At 64.4% G+C, this 12,338-nt stretch carries 15 protein-coding genes; 1 reads left to right on the top strand and 14 read right to left on the bottom strand.

Annotated features, from left to right (window positions below; translation table 11 throughout):
- Positions 1-2: 2 nt before the first annotated feature.
- The 14 genes from nuoK to SCA01S_RS01250 all read right to left on the bottom strand — a co-directional run bounded on the left by nuoK (position 3) and on the right by SCA01S_RS01250 (position 10,867).
- Positions 3-308 (bottom strand): NADH-quinone oxidoreductase subunit NuoK, encoded by a 306-nt coding sequence (gene nuoK / locus SCA01S_RS01315; protein ID WP_022676292.1) that lies wholly within the window; start codon positions 306-308, stop codon positions 3-5.
- Positions 308-925 carry an NADH-quinone oxidoreductase subunit J gene (locus tag SCA01S_RS01310; protein WP_022676293.1) on the bottom strand — a complete coding sequence of 206 codons (618 nt, stop codon included), beginning with the start codon at positions 923-925 and terminating at the stop codon, positions 308-310. The genes nuoK and SCA01S_RS01310 overlap by 1 nt, the downstream gene beginning before the upstream one ends.
- Positions 926-937: 12 nt before the next feature.
- On the bottom strand, positions 938-1,423 hold the full coding sequence (gene nuoI / locus SCA01S_RS01305; protein ID WP_022676294.1) for an NADH-quinone oxidoreductase subunit NuoI: 486 nt from the start codon (positions 1,421-1,423) through the stop codon (positions 938-940).
- A complete protein-coding gene (nuoH, locus tag SCA01S_RS01300; RefSeq protein WP_062782128.1) occupies positions 1,420-2,466 on the bottom strand; it encodes an NADH-quinone oxidoreductase subunit NuoH in 1,047 nt (348 codons plus the stop codon). Before nuoH ends, nuoI begins: the two co-directional genes overlap by 4 nt.
- Positions 2,463-4,469, bottom strand: coding sequence for an NADH-quinone oxidoreductase subunit NuoG (nuoG, locus tag SCA01S_RS01295; RefSeq protein WP_062782125.1), 2,007 nt, complete (start codon positions 4,467-4,469; stop codon positions 2,463-2,465). The genes nuoH and nuoG overlap by 4 nt, the downstream gene beginning before the upstream one ends.
- Positions 4,469-5,761 carry an NADH-quinone oxidoreductase subunit NuoF gene (gene nuoF / locus SCA01S_RS01290; protein ID WP_062782122.1) on the bottom strand — a complete coding sequence of 431 codons (1,293 nt, stop codon included), beginning with the start codon at positions 5,759-5,761 and terminating at the stop codon, positions 4,469-4,471. The genes nuoG and nuoF overlap by 1 nt, the downstream gene beginning before the upstream one ends.
- Positions 5,762-5,764: 3 nt before the next feature.
- Positions 5,765-6,433 (bottom strand): complex I 24 kDa subunit family protein, encoded by a 669-nt coding sequence (locus SCA01S_RS01285; protein ID WP_062782119.1) that lies wholly within the window; start codon positions 6,431-6,433, stop codon positions 5,765-5,767.
- Positions 6,433-6,768, bottom strand: a complete 336-nt coding sequence (locus SCA01S_RS01280) for a nuclear transport factor 2 family protein (RefSeq protein WP_062782116.1) — start codon at positions 6,766-6,768, stop codon at positions 6,433-6,435. The genes SCA01S_RS01285 and SCA01S_RS01280 overlap by 1 nt, the downstream gene beginning before the upstream one ends.
- Before the next feature lies 1 nt (position 6,769).
- Positions 6,770-6,976, bottom strand: coding sequence for a hypothetical protein (locus tag SCA01S_RS01275; protein WP_022676300.1), 207 nt, complete (start codon positions 6,974-6,976; stop codon positions 6,770-6,772).
- Positions 6,973-8,184: an NADH-quinone oxidoreductase subunit D gene (locus SCA01S_RS01270; RefSeq protein ID WP_022676301.1), complete on the bottom strand. Its 1,212-nt coding sequence runs from the start codon at positions 8,182-8,184 to the stop codon at positions 6,973-6,975. Before SCA01S_RS01270 ends, SCA01S_RS01275 begins: the two co-directional genes overlap by 4 nt.
- Positions 8,181-8,912 (bottom strand): NADH-quinone oxidoreductase subunit C, encoded by a 732-nt coding sequence (locus SCA01S_RS01265; RefSeq protein ID WP_062782113.1) that lies wholly within the window; start codon positions 8,910-8,912, stop codon positions 8,181-8,183. The genes SCA01S_RS01270 and SCA01S_RS01265 overlap by 4 nt, the downstream gene beginning before the upstream one ends.
- A 13-nt stretch (positions 8,913-8,925) precedes the next feature.
- A complete protein-coding gene (locus SCA01S_RS01260) occupies positions 8,926-9,483 on the bottom strand; it encodes a NuoB/complex I 20 kDa subunit family protein (RefSeq protein ID WP_157088825.1) in 558 nt (185 codons plus the stop codon).
- Positions 9,480-9,854, bottom strand: a complete 375-nt coding sequence (ndhC, locus tag SCA01S_RS01255; RefSeq protein ID WP_022676304.1) for an NADH-quinone oxidoreductase subunit A — start codon at positions 9,852-9,854, stop codon at positions 9,480-9,482. Before ndhC ends, SCA01S_RS01260 begins: the two co-directional genes overlap by 4 nt.
- Before the next feature lie 251 nt (positions 9,855-10,105).
- Positions 10,106-10,867: a prepilin peptidase gene (locus SCA01S_RS01250; protein WP_245652406.1), complete on the bottom strand. Its 762-nt coding sequence runs from the start codon at positions 10,865-10,867 to the stop codon at positions 10,106-10,108.
- A gap of 228 nt (positions 10,868-11,095) precedes the next feature.
- Between SCA01S_RS01250 and SCA01S_RS01245 the strand changes: the two genes are divergently transcribed.
- Positions 11,096-12,292: a thiolase family protein gene (locus SCA01S_RS01245; RefSeq protein WP_062782110.1), complete on the top strand. Its 1,197-nt coding sequence runs from the start codon at positions 11,096-11,098 to the stop codon at positions 12,290-12,292.
- Positions 12,293-12,338: the final 46 nt, after the last annotated feature.

Below are 12,338 nucleotides of genomic sequence, written 5' to 3'. Positions count from 1 at the left end.
GTTCAGCCCTTCATCCGGTTGACGTCGTCGACGGCAATCGTGCCGCGGCCACGGAAGTAGATGACAAGAATGGCAAGACCGATCGCCGCTTCGCCCGCTGCCACCGTGAGCACGAACATCGCGAAGATCTGGCCGACCAGATCATGCAGGAAGACGCTGAAAGCGACCAGGTTGAGGTTCACCGACAGCAGGATCAGCTCGATCGACATCAGCAGAATGATGACGTTCTTGCGGTTGAGGAAAATCCCCAGCACGCCGAGCACGAACAGGATCGCGCTGACGAAGACATAATGTTCGATGCCGATCATCAGAGCGTTACCCCCTTCCCGACTTCCGGCTGAAGATTGATGGTCGCCTCTTCCGGACGGCGCGAGATCTGGCTGCTCGGCTTCTGGCCGCGCACATCGCCACGCTGGCGATGGGTCAGCACGATAGCGCCGATCATGGCCACCAGCAGGATAATGCCGGCGGTTTCGAACAGGAAGAGATAGCGCGAATAGAGCAGCGCTCCGATGGCCGCCGTGTTGGACAGCCCCGCCACCGGTGCAGTCGCCGCGTCAGGCGTACCCAGCACCAGGCCACCGGCCTTGTAGGCGCCCACGCCCATGACCAGTTCGGCCAGGAACACGAAGGCCAGGGCAAAGCCGAGCGGGAAGTTCTTGATGAAGCCGGCCCGCAGCTGCGCGAAGTCGATGTCGAGCATCATGACGACGAACAGGAACAGCACCGCCACCGCGCCGACATAGACGATCACCAGCAGCATCGCGATGAACTCGGCGCCGATCAGGATCATGAGGCCAGCAGCGTTGAAGAACGCCAGGATCAGCCAGAGCACCGAGTGCACCGGATTGCGGGCGAGAATGGTCACCGCGCCCGAAAAGATCGTAAGCGTGGCAAAGAGATAAAAGGCAATTGCCTGGATCATGACGCGCGCCCCTTACCGGTACGGTGCATCGGCTTCAAGGTTCGCGGCAATCGCCCGCTCCCACTTGTCCCCGTTCGCCAGAAGCTTGGCCTTGTCGTAGAGCAGTTCTTCGCGCGTTTCGGTCGCGTATTCGAAGTTGGGCCCCTCGACGATGGCATCGACCGGGCATGCTTCCTGGCAAAAGCCGCAGAAGATGCACTTGGTCATGTCGATATCATACCGCGTGGTGCGGCGGCTGCCGTCCTCGCGCGGTTGCGCCTCGATCGTGATCGCCTGCGCCGGGCACACCGCTTCGCACAGCTTGCACGCGATGCAGCGTTCCTCGCCGTTGGGATAACGGCGCAGGGCGTGTTCACCACGGAAGCGCGGCGAGATCGGGTTCTTCTCGAACGGGTAGTTCACGGTCGCCTTGGGCCTGAAGAAATACTTCAGGGTCAGCCAGTGCGCTTTCACGAACTCCCAGAGGGTGAAGCTCTTGACGAGCTGTCCGACAGTCATGCGAAGTGTCCGGTAGCCATGAGGTAGCCGCTGACGAGGAACACGAACAGCAGCGAGACGGGCAGGAAGATCTTCCAGCCAAGGCGCATCAGTTGGTCATAACGGTAACGGGGCACCGTCGCCTTGACCCAGCTGAATACGAAGAAGCCGAAAGCGATCTTGAGGATCAGCCAGATCCAACCAGGGATCAGGTAGAGGATCGCCAGTTCCACCGGCGGCAGGTAACCGCCCCAGAACAGCGTGGCGTTGAGCGCGCACATCAACAGCACGTTGCCGTATTCACCCAGCCAGAACAGGGCGAAGGCCATCGACGAATATTCGGTCTGATAGCCGGCGACGAGTTCGCTTTCCGCTTCGGTCAGGTCGAACGGTGCGCGCTGGGTTTCGGCCATGCTGGAGATTAGGAACATCACCCACATCGGGAACAGCAGCGGGCTGCACCAGAAACCGTTGATGAAGCCAAAGCCGAAGCCGTGCTGCGCCTTGACGATATCGTTAAGATTGAACGAGTTGGCCCACAACACCACGCAGACCAGGATGAAGCCGATCGAGACTTCGTAGCTGATCATCTGGGCCGATGCGCGCATCGCCGAGAAGAACGGGTACTTCGAGTTGGACGACCAGCCCGCGATGACGATGCCGTAAACCCCCAGCGACGAGATCGCGAGGATATAGAGCAGGCCGACGTTGATATCGGCCAGGATCGCGCCCGAATTGAACGGGATCACCGCCCAGGCCAGCAGCGCCACCGTGAAAGTGATGATCGGCGCGATCAGGAACAGGCCCTTGTTCGCCGCCGAAGGAATGATGGTTTCCTGCAGGAACACCTTCAGGCCGTCGGCAAACGACTGAAGAATCCCGAACGGGCCAACCACGTTGGGGCCACGGCGCAGCGCCATCGATGCCCAGACCTTGCGGTCGACATAGATGACCATGGCCACCGCCAGCATCACCGGCAGCGCGATCAGCAGGATTCCGCAGATCGTGGAAATGGTCCAGGCCGCCGCGAAGGGCAGGCCAAGGCCTTGAAAGAACGCAGTCATTCCGCGGCCTCCGCCTGAAGTTCACCGTGGAGCAGTTCGCTCGAGCAGCGCTGCAGCGTGGGGCTGGCGCGGCCGATGGCGTTGGTCAGATAGGGATCGGCGATCGGATAGGCGATCGTCCCGGTGCAATCCGCGCTGGCCGGAGCCGTGGGAAGCGCGCCGTAATCGGCCAGACCTTCGACGCCCAGTGCCGGCACCGCCGCGATCATCGCCGCGCGCAGCTGTTCAAAGCTGTCGAACCCGACATTGACGCCAAAGGCATCGGCCAGCGCGCGCATGATCGTCCAATCTTCGCGCGCTTCGCCCGGGGCGAACACGGCGCGTTCGGCAAACTGCACGCGGCCTTCGGTGTTGACGTAAGTGCCGTCCTTTTCGCTGAACGCAGCGGCAGGCAGGATCACGTCGGCGGCATGGGCCGCCTTGTCGCCGTGATGGCCGATGTGGACGATCATGCTGTCGGCAAACTTGGTCCAGTCGACCTCGTCCGCACCCAGCGAAATGACCATCTTGGGCTTGGCCGCCACCAGATCAGCCAAGCCGCCCGGCTGGGCATAGCCCAGCATCAGGCCGCCCATGCGCGCGGCTGCCATGTGCAGCACGTTGAAGCCGTTCCAGCCATCGCGCACCAGGTTGAAGCGCGCGGCAAAGCCCAGGCCCGCTTCCAGCGCGCCCTTGGCCAGGCCCGCACCGCCGATGATGATCGCCGGCTTGTTTGCCGCGCCAAACGCGTCGGCCACTTCGGCCGGCAGGTTGGCCAGCGTGACGGCATCGTCGCCCAGGAACGTGGCGGGGAACGTGGTATCCCACACCGGCCCGATCACGAAGACCTTGGCGCCGCGCTTCACGGCCTTGCGCAGGCGCGGATTGAGCAGCGGCGCTTCGTTGCGGACCTGGCTGCCCACGATCAGGATCGCATCAGCGTCCTCGATGCCGGCCAGGGTCGAGTTGAACGCCACGGCCGCCAGGCTCGACGTGGTGTACGCCATGCCGGTCTGCCGCCCTTCGAGCAGCGAGGAACCGAGCGCGCTGGCCAGGGACTTGGCCGCGAACATCGTTTCGCAATCGACCAGGTCACCGGCAACCACCGCAACCGACGGGCCGGGGTTGATCGAGGCAACCGCGGCAAAGGCTTCGGCCCAGGTTGCGGCAACCAGCTTGCCATCACGGCGCAGCCACGGACGATCCAGGCGGCGGCGGGTCAGGCCGTCGACCATGAAGCGCCCACGATCGGCCAGCCATTCCTCGTTCACGTCATCGTTGACGCGCGGCAGGATGCGCAGCACTTCGCGGCCACGGCTGTCGAGGCGGATGTTGGCGCCGATCGCGTCAGACACGTCGATCGACAGCGTCTTCTTCAACTCCCACGGGCGCGCTTCGAACGCATAGGGCTTGCTGGTCAGCGCGCCGACCGGGCACAGGTCGATCACATTGGCCGAAAGCTCGTGCTTGGCGGCCTTTTCCAGATAGGTGCTGATCTGCATGGTTTCGCCGCGATAGAGCGCGCCGATTTCGTCCACGCCGGCGATCTCTTCCGAGAACCGCACGCAGCGGGTGCAGTGGATGCAGCGCGTCATCGTCGTCTTGATGAGCGGGCCCATGTACTTCTCGGTCACGGCACGCTTGTGCTCGTGATAGCGTGAGCCGCCACGGCCATAGGCCACCGACTGGTCCTGCAGGTCGCATTCGCCGCCCTGGTCACAGATCGGGCAATCGAGCGGGTGGTTGATGAGGAGGAACTCCATCACCCCTTCCCGCGCCTTCTTGACCATTTCGCTGTCGGTGCGGATTTCCTGGCCTTCGCTGGCCGGAAGCGCGCACGACGCCTGCGGCTTGGGCGGCCCAGGCTTCACTTCGACCAGGCACATGCGGCAGTTGCCGGCAATGCTCAGCCGCTCGTGATAGCAGAAGCGGGGGATTTCCTTGCCGGCGAGTTCGCAGGCCTGGAGCACGGTGGCCCCGGCCGGAACTTCGAGTTCGACGCCGTCTACTTTGACCTTGGGCATTATTCTGCTGCCTCCCGAACGTCGGCGCGCGCGGCGATGCGACGTTCGATTTCGGGGCGGAAGTGGCGAATCAGGCCCTGGATCGGCCAGGCGGCCGCGTCACCCAGGGCGCAGATGGTGTGGCCTTCGACCTGCTTGGTCACGTTGAAGAGCATGTCGATCTCTTCCACGTCGGCATCGCCGGTGCGCAGGCGCTCCATCACGCGCCACATCCAGCCGGTGCCTTCGCGGCAGGGTGTGCACTGGCCGCAGCTTTCGTGCTTGTAGAAGTACGAAAGGCGGCTGATCGCGCGAACGATGTCGGTAGACTTGTCCATGACGATGATCGCTGCGGTGCCCAGGCCAGAGCCGAGTGCGCGCAGGCCGTCAAAGTCCATCGGCGCATCCATGATCTCGGCCGCCGGCACCAGCGGCACCGACGAACCACCCGGGATCACGGCGAGCAGGTTGTCCCAACCGCCGCGAATGCCACCGCAATGCTTCTCGATCAGCTCGCGGAACGGGATCGACATCTCTTCCTCGACCACGCAGGGCTTGTCGACGTGCCCGCTGATCTGGAACAGCTTGGTGCCCTTGTTGTTCTCCCGGCCAAAGCTGGAGAACCATGCCGCGCCACGGCGCAGGATGGTGGGGGCAACCGCGATCGATTCCACGTTGTTCACCGTGGTCGGGCAGCCATAGAGGCCGGCGCCGGCCGGGAACGGCGGCTTGAGGCGGGGCTGGCCCTTCTTGCCTTCGAGCGATTCGATCATCGCGGTTTCTTCGCCGCAGATGTAGGCACCCGCGCCGCGATGGACGAAGACGTCGAAATCATAGCCCGAACCGGCAGCGTTCTTGCCGAGCAGACCAGCGTCATAGGCTTCGGCCACGGCGGCAAACAGCGTTTCGGCTTCGCGGATATATTCACCGCGAATGTAGATATAGGCCGCGCGTGCGCCCATCGCGAAACCGGCGACCAGCGCGCCTTCGATCAGCTTGTGCGGATCGTGGCGGATGATTTCGCGGTCCTTGCACGAACCCGGTTCGGATTCGTCGGCGTTGATCACCAGAAAGCTGGGGCGGCCATCCTTGGATTCCTTGGGCATGAACGACCACTTCATGCCGGTGGGGAAGCCCGCACCGCCACGGCCACGCAGGCCGGAGTCCTTCATTTCCTGGATGATCGCGTCACGGCCGCGCGCGATCAGGTCCTTGGTGTTGTCCCAATCGCCGCGCGCCTGGGCGGCAGCCAGGTTCCACGGCTGATAGCCGTAGAGATTGGTGAAGATGCGATCCTTGTCGGCAAGGGCCATGGCTTACCACTCCCCTCGATAATCGTGGTTTTCGGAAACCATCGCCGTCAGCGAGGTCGGCCCACCCACCGGTTCCACGGTGTGGCGGCCCGGCTCTTGCGTGCCGGTCTTGGGCTGGCGCCCGGCAGCGAGTTCGTCGAGGATATGCTCGATCCGCTCGGCCGTCAGGTCTTCATAGTTGTCGTCGTTGATCTGCACCATCGGCGCCGACGAGCAGTTGCCCATGCATTCCACTTCGGTCAGCGTGAACAGACCATCAGCAGTGGTGTGGCCCTTCTTCATGCCCTTGGCCTTGCAGGAGGCGAGGATGTCGTCAGACCCGCGCAGCATGCACGGCGTGGTGCCGCAGACCTGCACGTGGAACCGGCCGATCGGCGCGATGTTGTACATCGTGTAGAAGGTGGCCACTTCGAGCACGCGGATGATCGGCATGTCGAGCTGCGCGGCGACGTATTCCATCACCGGCAGCGGCAGCCAGCCCTGCGTGTTCTCTTCGGCGCCAACCTGGCGCTGCGCCAGGTCGAGCAGCGGCATCACCGCAGAACGCTGGCGCCCGGCGGGATAGCGCGCGATGATTTCCTTGGCCTTGGTCGCGTTCTCGGGCGTCCAGGCAAAGCTGCCCCAGCGCGCACGCAGCGCGGGGCTATCGGGTTCGGGATGACGATCAGCCATTAGCGAATGAACTCCACGCGTGCGCACTTGCCATCGACGAAGCTGTAGACGGCAATCACGTCAAACGGCTCGGCAGCGGCAGAGCGCCAGACGCGCTCGTGAAACACCACATAATTGCCCAGCTCGTTCGCCCCGATCACCTCGGCGCGGTTTTCCGGAAACTCGGCAAACATCTTCTTGAGGCCCTGGCGGGTGCCTTCCTTGCCGTCGCGCACCACGGCGCCGCGATAGCCCGCTTCGCAGGCATCGTCGGTCATGTAGCTGACGTAAGTGTCGGCATCCTGGGCGTTGTAGGCCGCGATCATGGCCGTGGCGATCTGGGTCAAACCAGCCATGTCAAAGCCCCCTGCGCCGGCGGGCGCGGTTGAACCACAGCCCCTGGCCAAAATGGAACAGTTCGAAACCGCCCACCGCGCTTGCCAGCATGGCCAGGCTTTCCGGCGCCTTGCCGGTCACGCCCAGGGCAATGAACCAGGCCACGGCGAGGACCAGCCCAGTCAGGCAGGCGAGGATCGAAACCTGATCGATCTGCGCGCGGCTCACCGGTCGCACTCCCCGAACACCACGTCGATCGCGCCCAGGATGGCGGTCGCGTCGGGCAGCATGTGGCCCTTGGACATGAAGTCCATCGCCTGGAGATGCGAGAACGCGGTCGGGCGGATCTTGCAGCGATAGGGCTTGTTGGTGCCGTCAGAGACCAGGTACACGCCGAATTCGCCCTTGGGGCTTTCGGTGGCGACATAGACTTCGCCGGCCGGCACGTGGAACCCTTCGGTGTAGAGCTTGAAGTGATGGATCAGGCTTTCCATCGAGCTCTTCATCTCGGCGCGCTTGGGCGGCATCACCTTGCGGTCATCGCTGTGCACCGGGCCTTCGGGCATCTGCGCCAGGCACTGCTTCATGATCCGGGCCGACTGGCGCACTTCTTCCACGCGCACCATCATGCGGTCATAGCAATCGCCCCGCGTGCCCACCGGAATATCGAATTCCATGCGGTCATAGACGTCATAGGGCTGCGCCTTGCGGATATCCCAGGGGATGCCCGAACCGCGGATCATCGGGCCGGAGAAGCCCCAGCGCACCGCATCGTCCTTGCTCACAACGGCGATATCGACGTTGCGCTGCTTGAAGATGCGGTTGTCGACCACCAGGCTCATCGCGTCGTCGAACAGCTGCGGCAGGCGCGTGTCGAGCCAGTCGGCCATATCGGTCAACAGCTTGAGCGGCACGTCCTGATGCACGCCACCGGGGCGGAACCAGGCCGAGTGCATACGCGCGCCCGATGCGCGTTCGAAGAACGTGAGACAATCCTCGCGGATTTCGAACAGCCACAGGTTCGGCGTCATCGCCCCCACGTCCATGACGTGCGAACCGATGTTGAGCATGTGGTTGCAGATGCGGGTCAGCTCGGCAAACAGTACGCGCAGATACTGCGCGCGCAGCGGCACGGCGATGTTGAGCAGCTTTTCCACCGCGAGCACGTAGGAGTGCTCCATCGCCAGTGGCGAGCAGTAGTCCAGGCGGTCGAAATACGGCAGCGCCTGGAGATAGGTCTTGTGCTCGATCAGCTTTTCCGTGCCGCGATGCAGCAGGCCGACGTGCGGATCGATCCGCTCGATGATTTCGCCGTCCAGCTCCATCACCATGCGCAGCACACCGTGCGCAGCCGGGTGCTGCGGGCCGAAGTTGATCGTGTAGTTGGTGATGACCTCGTCACCCGTGGTGGGCGACTGTTCGAGCGAGAAGCTCATGCCTTGTCTCCCGAGGGCTTGGTCGCTTCCTTGTTGGCCGCCGCGCCAGCGCCGGTATGCGCCGGCGTCGGCGTGTCCTTGGGCGTGGCCACCGGTGCAGGCGCGGCCGCTTGCGCTGCCTTCTCGTCACCGGGCAGCACGTAGTCGGCGCCTTCCCACGGGCTCATGAAGTCGAACTGGCGCAGGTCCTGGGCCAGGCGCACGGGCTCATAGACCACGCGCTGGTCTTCCTCGGAATAGCGCAGCTCGACATAGCCGGTCAGCGGGAAGTCCTTGCGGAACGGGTGCCCCTGGAAGCCATAGTCGGTGAGGATGCGGCGCAGATCGGGGTTGCCCGCGAACAGCACGCCATACATGTCATAGACTTCGCGTTCCAGCCAGCCAGCCACCGGCCACAGCGTGGTGGCGGTGGGAACCGGGGTCGCCTCGTCGGTCCGCACCTTCACGATCAGGCGATGGTTGCGGGTCAGCGAGAGGAGGCAATAGACCACTTCGAAACGGTCGAGCCGCTGCGGATAGTCTGCCCCGGCGATTTCCATCAGCTGCTGGTATTCGTGCTCGTCACGCAGGGTGCGCAGCACGTCCTGGATGCGCTCGCGCACCACCAGCAGGACGATTTCGCCGTGCTCTTCCTTGGCTTCGATCACCAGGTCACCCAGCGCGGTGGCGAGCGTGTCTTTCACCCCGTCGAAGGGGGCATAGCGCGGTGCGGAATGCAGAATGGCCATGTGCCCTACCCTCTCAACGCTCAAGCGTGCCGATGCGGCGGATCTTCCGCTGCAACTGCATCACGCCATAGAGCAGCGCCTCGGCAGTCGGCGGGCAACCCGGCACATAGATATCCACCGGCACGATGCGGTCACAGCCGCGCACCACCGAATAGCTGTAGTGGTAATAGCCACCACCATTGGCGCACGAACCCATCGAGATGACGTACTTGGGGTCCGACATCTGGTCGTAGACCTTGCGCAGCGCCGGGGCCATCTTGTTGCACAGCGTGCCGGCCACGATCATCACGTCGGACTGGCGCGGCGAGGCGCGCGGAGCAACGCCGAAGCGCTCCATGTCATAGCGCGGCATGTTGACGTGGATCATTTCCACGGCGCAGCATGCCAGGCCAAAGGTCATCCACCAGAGCGAGCCGGTGCGCGCCCACTGGAACAGTTCCTCGGTCGAGGTGACGAGAAAGCCCTTGTCCGAAACCTCGGCGTTGATGCTTTCGAAAAAGGCCTGGTCGGGCGCGACGATCGGCGAGCCAGCGACGGGCGAGACAGCGGGGATAGTAGCCATGTCGTTCATTCCCAATCCAGTGCGCCCTTCTTCCAGGCATAGATGAAGCCCAGCACCAGCTCAGCCAGGAAGACCATCATGGTCGCCCAGCCGGCCCAACCGGTCTGCTTGAGGCTCACCGCCCAGGGAAACAGGAACGCTGCTTCCAGGTCGAAGATAATGAACAGGATCGCCACGAGGTAGAACCGCACGTCGAACTGGCTGCGCGGGTCTTCAAAGGCGGGGAACCCGCACTCATATTCGGCCAGCTTGTCTGCCGTGGGATTGTGGGTGCCCGTCAGACGGGCTGCCCCCATCGGCAAAAACACGAAGGCCGTGGAAAGCGCGAGCGCGATCCCGAGGAAAATCAGGATCGGCAGATATTGGATGAGGTCGACCAAGGGGCTGACTCGCGATGGAATGCACTTGGCACGGGGCACTAGTCCTGCCTTGGCCCATGCGCAAGTGGGGTGCAGCGCAATAAAGGGGGTTGACCCCACCCATTTGGGCAAGATCGTGACAATACCGAGGTACAAACCCCCGGATTTTGCCCAAAAGCGCGGCAAACCAGCCACCTCTTGCCGCATCGCGAGATGTCAGTTGCAGGAATTGCGCACACGATTGCATGCTGCACAAGGCGCCCCGCGCACCCTCACCTCAGGTCGAGCACGAAAACAGGCCAGGCCGCGGCGGCCAGGAACGTACCGAGCGGCAATCTGGTGGCTGCATCGATGCGGCCTCCTCGCCAGGCCATCAGGCCCGCCACGGCCAGGCCGAGCAGCGCCGCGCCAAGCAGGACATGCACCGCGCCCACCGGCCCCACCCATAACCCGATCGCGCCGAGCAGCAGCGGATCACCTCCGCCCAGCCCTTCGCGCCCGCGCGCCCGGCGATAGCCCCACGCAACCAGCGCCAAGAGGCCATAGGCCAGGCCGCCCCCAGCGAGGGCAAATGGCAAACAGTTGTCCGCCACGGCTACCGCCAATCCGCTCAACGCCAGCGCAGCGTTGAGGCGCCACGGCAACCACAGGCAGCGCGCATCGAGCAGCCCCAGCAGCAGGAGTTGCCAGCCCAGCACCATGGCCGGCAAGGCGAGGCCAATCGGTGCCCACCATGCCAATGCGCCGATCGCGGCGCCCAGCACCTCTGCCGCCAGTTGCCCCCGCCCGATCGGCGCAGCGCAGGATTGACAGCGCCCGCGCAGGGCCAGCCATGAAACGATCGGCACCAGGTGCCACGGGCGCAGGCGCTGGCGGCAGCTATCGCAGGCCGAAGGCGCGCGGATGATGCCGCGCCCGGCCGGCAGGCGCACCGCCACGGTGCCCAGGAATGATCCGATGATTGCCCCCAAAATGGCGCCGATTGTCACCAAGAGCCAGGCCGGCATGCCCAACACGACCGTAAACATCGGCATCTGCGCCGAAAACCCCACGTTACGTCCCCCACCCGCCCCATGCCCGGCCGCACGAGCCCCACCCCAGGGTGTCTGCCGAATTGCTGCAATGCGTCATGAAACGGCAATGCAGGGCCGCCTTCAATTGCAATCGCCACGCCCGGTCTCTACATCGGCGCTGGCAACGACAAGACGCTGCCACCCGCCCGCAGCCGGGGCGGCAGTTTAGCACAGGAAGGACCTGTTACCATGGCCCAGTTCTCCGCCGCCGATCCGATCGTCATCCTCAGCTATGCGCGCACGCCGATGGGCGCCATGCAGGGTGCACTGGCAGACGTTGCCGCAACCGATCTCGGCGCCACCGCGGTCAAGGCCGCCGTCGCGCGCGCCGGCGTGGACGGCGCCGACGTGGAGCGGGTCTACATGGGCTGCGTGCTGCCCGCCGGCCTGGGCCAGGCACCCGCCCGCCAGGCCGCGATCAAGGCCGGCCTGCCCAAGTCGGCCCAGGCCACCACGGTCAACAAGGTCTGCGGCTCTGGCATGCAGACGGTGATCATGGCCGCCGAGGCCCTGGCCGCCGGCAGCATCGACCTCGCCATTGCCGGCGGCATGGAATCGATGACCAACGCCCCCTACCTGCTCAAGAAGCACCGGTCGGGCGCGCGCATCGGCCATGATACGGCCTATGACCACATGTTCCTCGATGGCCTGGAAGACGCCTATGAAGCCGGCCGCGCCATGGGCACCTTCGCCCAGGATACTGCCAACGACTATGGCCTGACCCGCGAAAACCAGGACGAATACACCATCGAATCGCTGCGCCGCGCCAAGGCCGCGATCGCCGATGGCGCCTTTGTCGAGGAAATCGCCCCCGTCACGGTCAAGACCCGCGCTGGCGAAGTGACGGTCGATACCGACGAGGCCCCGAGCAAGGCCCGCCCCGACAAGATTCCCTCGCTCAAGCCCGCCTTTGCCAAGGACGGCACGATCACCGCGGCCACGTCCTCGTCGATCTCGGACGGCGCGGCAGCCCTTACACTTACCCGCCAGAGCGTGGCCGATGCCAAGGGCCTCAAGCCCGTGGCGCGCATCGTGGCCCTGGCCGCCCATGCCCAGGAACCCAAGGACTTCACCATCGCCCCGGTCGGTGCGATCAAGAAGGTGCTCGACAAGGCCGGCTGGAGCGTCGACGACGTCGAACTGTTCGAAGTGAACGAAGCCTTTGCCTGCGTGGCGATGTTCGCGATGCATGACCTTGGCATCAGCCACGACAAGGTCAACGTCCATGGCGGCGCCACCGCGCTGGGCCATCCGATCGGCGCCTCGGGCGCACGCATCGTCACCACCCTGCTTGCCGCGCTCAAGCGCCACGGCAAGACCAAGGGCGTGGCCAGCCTGTGCATCGGTGGCGGCGAAGCCACCGCCCTCGCCGTCGAACTGGTCTAAAAGCGGATGAAATCTTCCGCCCCCTCCTCTTCAGAGGAGGGGGTTG

The organism is Novosphingobium capsulatum NBRC 12533 (genome assembly GCF_001598375.1).
Classification (GTDB): domain Bacteria; phylum Pseudomonadota; class Alphaproteobacteria; order Sphingomonadales; family Sphingomonadaceae; genus Novosphingobium; species Novosphingobium capsulatum.
Note: the sequence above shows the minus strand (reverse complement) of the source record. Positions and strands in the feature narration are given on the sequence as shown.